The organism is Actinomadura sp. KC216 (assembly GCF_004348535.1).
Lineage (GTDB): Bacteria > Actinomycetota > Actinomycetes > Streptosporangiales > Streptosporangiaceae > Spirillospora.
Map to the genome: position 1 here is coordinate 1 of NZ_SMJX01000557.1, position 2,612 is coordinate 2,612.

Genomic DNA, 2,612 nt, shown 5'->3' on the forward strand with positions numbered 1-2,612 from the left:
GTCGTGGGGCTTGGGCCTTCTCGGCCGAGACTATTCCGCTCGGGGCGGGCTCTTCGGCGGGGAGCGGGCCGATCAGGACGGACGCCGCGGCGGTCGTGTCCCGTTCCTCCGCCCTCGCCATGCGTCGCCCCCTTTCACCGCACCGGCCGCCGCACCATCGCAGAAGCGAAATAAGTACATCAAACTACGTCAATTGGTTCATCCTCCTCACGTGCCACTCGTGCCCACCCTTAGGGCGGACATACCCCTCGTTTAGGTAACACTCGCTGGTATGGGGACCCGGCGGCCTCACCACGGATGCGGGTTGACTAGGCTGCATCGACGGAGCGGACCGCAGAGTGCCGGCCGCACGGACACCCGTGTAACCCCCACTCGTGTGGTCGATCGACTGTCGATCCGTTAAAAGGACGCCCTCGTGGACCTGTTCGAACATCAGGCGAAGGACCTCTTCGCCGAGTACGGGGTACCGGTGCCCACCGGCAAGGTCGCCCATACACCCCAGGAAGCACGGGCCATCGCGGCGGAGCTGTTCGCCGCGGGGAGCTCGAAGGTCGTGGTCAAGGCCCAGGTGAAGACCGGTGGCCGCGGCAAGGCCGGCGGCGTGAAGCTGGCCGACTCGGCGGACGAGGCGCAAGCGCTCGCCGGCCAGATCCTCGGCATGGACATCAAGGGCCACACGGTCCACAAGGTCCTGATCGAGGAGGGAAGCGCGATCGCGCAGGAGTACTACTTCTCCTTCCTGCTCGACCGCGCCAACCGCACCTTCCTGTCCATCTGCTCGGTCGAGGGCGGCGTGGAGATCGAGGAGGTGCCGCACGACCGGCTGGCGATGGTCCCGATCTCGCCGCTGCACGGCGTCGACCGGGCGAAGGCCCGCGAGATCGCCGAGCAGGGCCGCCTCCCGCAGGAGGCCCTGGACGGCGCCGCCGAGCTCATCGAGCGCCTCTGGGCCGTGTTCGCCGACGAGGACGCCTCCCTCGTCGAGGTGAACCCGATGATCCTCACCGCCGACGGCCGGGTGGTCGCCCTCGACGGCAAGGTCACGCTGGACGACAACGCGGCCTTCCGCCAGGACCACGAGAAGCTCGAGGACAAGGGCGCCGCCGACCCGCTGGAGGCGGCGGCCAAGGCCAAGGACCTCAACTACGTCAAGCTCGACGGCAGCGTCGGGATCATCGGCAACGGCGCGGGCCTCGTGATGTCCACGCTGGACGTGGTCGCCTACGCGGGCGAGGAGTTCGGCGGCCAGAAGCCCGCGAACTTCCTCGACATCGGCGGCGGCGCGTCCGCGGAGGTCATGGCGAACGGGCTGGAGATCGTCCTGTCGGACGACGCCGTGAAGTCGGTGTTCGTGAACGTCTTCGGCGGCATCACGGCCTGCGACGCCGTCGCCAACGGCATCGTGTCGGCGTACAAGCTGCTGGCCGACCGCGGCGAGAGCGTGAACCGGCCGCTGGTCGTCCGGCTGGACGGCAACAACGCCGACCTCGGGCGCAGGATCCTCACCGACGCGGCGCTCCCCGGCGTCCAGCAGGTCGACACCATGGACGACGCGGCGAGGCGCGCCGCCGAACTCGCGGCAGGTGCATGAGCGATGGCCATCTGGCTCACCGAGAACAGCAAGATCATCATTCAGGGCATCACGGGTTCCGAGGGCACCAAGCACGGCCGCCGGATGCTCGCGTCCGGCGCGCAGGTCGTCGGCGGCGTGAACGCTCGCAAGGCCGGCCAGACCGTCGACTTCGACGGCACGACCCTCCCGGTCTTCGGGACGGTCAAGGAGGCCATGGAGCAGACGGGCGCGGACGTCTCCGTCGTCTTCGTCCCGCCGAAGTTCACCAAGGACGCCGTCGTCGAGGCCGTCGACGCCGGGATCGGCCTCTGCGTCGTGATCACCGAGGGCATCCCCGTCCACGACACCGCCTACTTCTGGGCGTACGCCGAGGAGAAGGGCAACAAGACGCGGATCATCGGGCCGAACTGCCCGGGCATCGCGTCCCCCGGCAAGTCGAACGCGGGCATCATCCCGGCCGACATCACCACGCCCGGCCGGATCGGGCTCGTGTCCAAGTCGGGCACGCTGACCTACCAGATGATGTACGAGCTGCGCGACGTCGGCTTCTCCACCTGCGTCGGCATCGGCGGCGACCCCGTCATCGGGACGACCCACATCGACGCGCTCAAGGCGTTCCAGGACGACCCGGACACCGACGCCATCGTCATGATCGGCGAGATCGGGGGCGACGCGGAGGAGCGCGCCGCCGCCTACATCGAGCAGCACGTGACCAAGCCGGTCGTCGGCTACGTCGCCGGGTTCACCGCGCCCGAGGGCAAGACCATGGGCCACGCCGGCGCCATCGTGTCCGGCTCCGCCGGCACCGCGCAGGCGAAGAAGGACGCCCTGGAGAAGGTCGGCGTCCGCGTCGGCAAGACGCCGAGCGAGGCCGCCGTCCTCATGCGGGACATCATGAAGAACCTCTGACGCCTTCCGCAACGCCCGAAAGACGCCCGAGCCGCCCGCGCGGCCGGGCGTCTTTCGTGTCGATCGGCGGGTCGGTCGCCGGGTCGGACGGGGATCGGTCAGCGGGTCGGTCGGCGGGTCGGTCCGGGGG

2 protein-coding genes are annotated in these 2,612 nt (G+C 69.4%); both read left to right on the plus strand.

Going from position 1 to position 2,612, the window contains the following annotated elements; genetic code table 11:
* Positions 1-415: 415 nt before the first annotated feature.
* Positions 416-1,591 (plus strand): ADP-forming succinate--CoA ligase subunit beta, encoded by a 1,176-nt coding sequence (gene sucC / locus E1264_RS41875; RefSeq protein ID WP_132183025.1) that lies wholly within the window; start codon positions 416-418, stop codon positions 1,589-1,591.
* A gap of 3 nt (positions 1,592-1,594) precedes the next feature.
* Entirely contained in the window at positions 1,595-2,482 is an 888-nt protein-coding gene (gene sucD / locus E1264_RS41880) for a succinate--CoA ligase subunit alpha (protein ID WP_132183027.1), read from the plus strand.
* The last annotated feature ends 130 nt before the right edge of the window (positions 2,483-2,612 follow it).

Excerpts from the sequence above, each read along its gene's own strand:
- sucD (WP_132183027.1), top strand. The coding sequence starts at position 1,595 with ATGGCCATCTGGCTCACCGAGAACAGCAAGATCATCATTCAGGGCATC.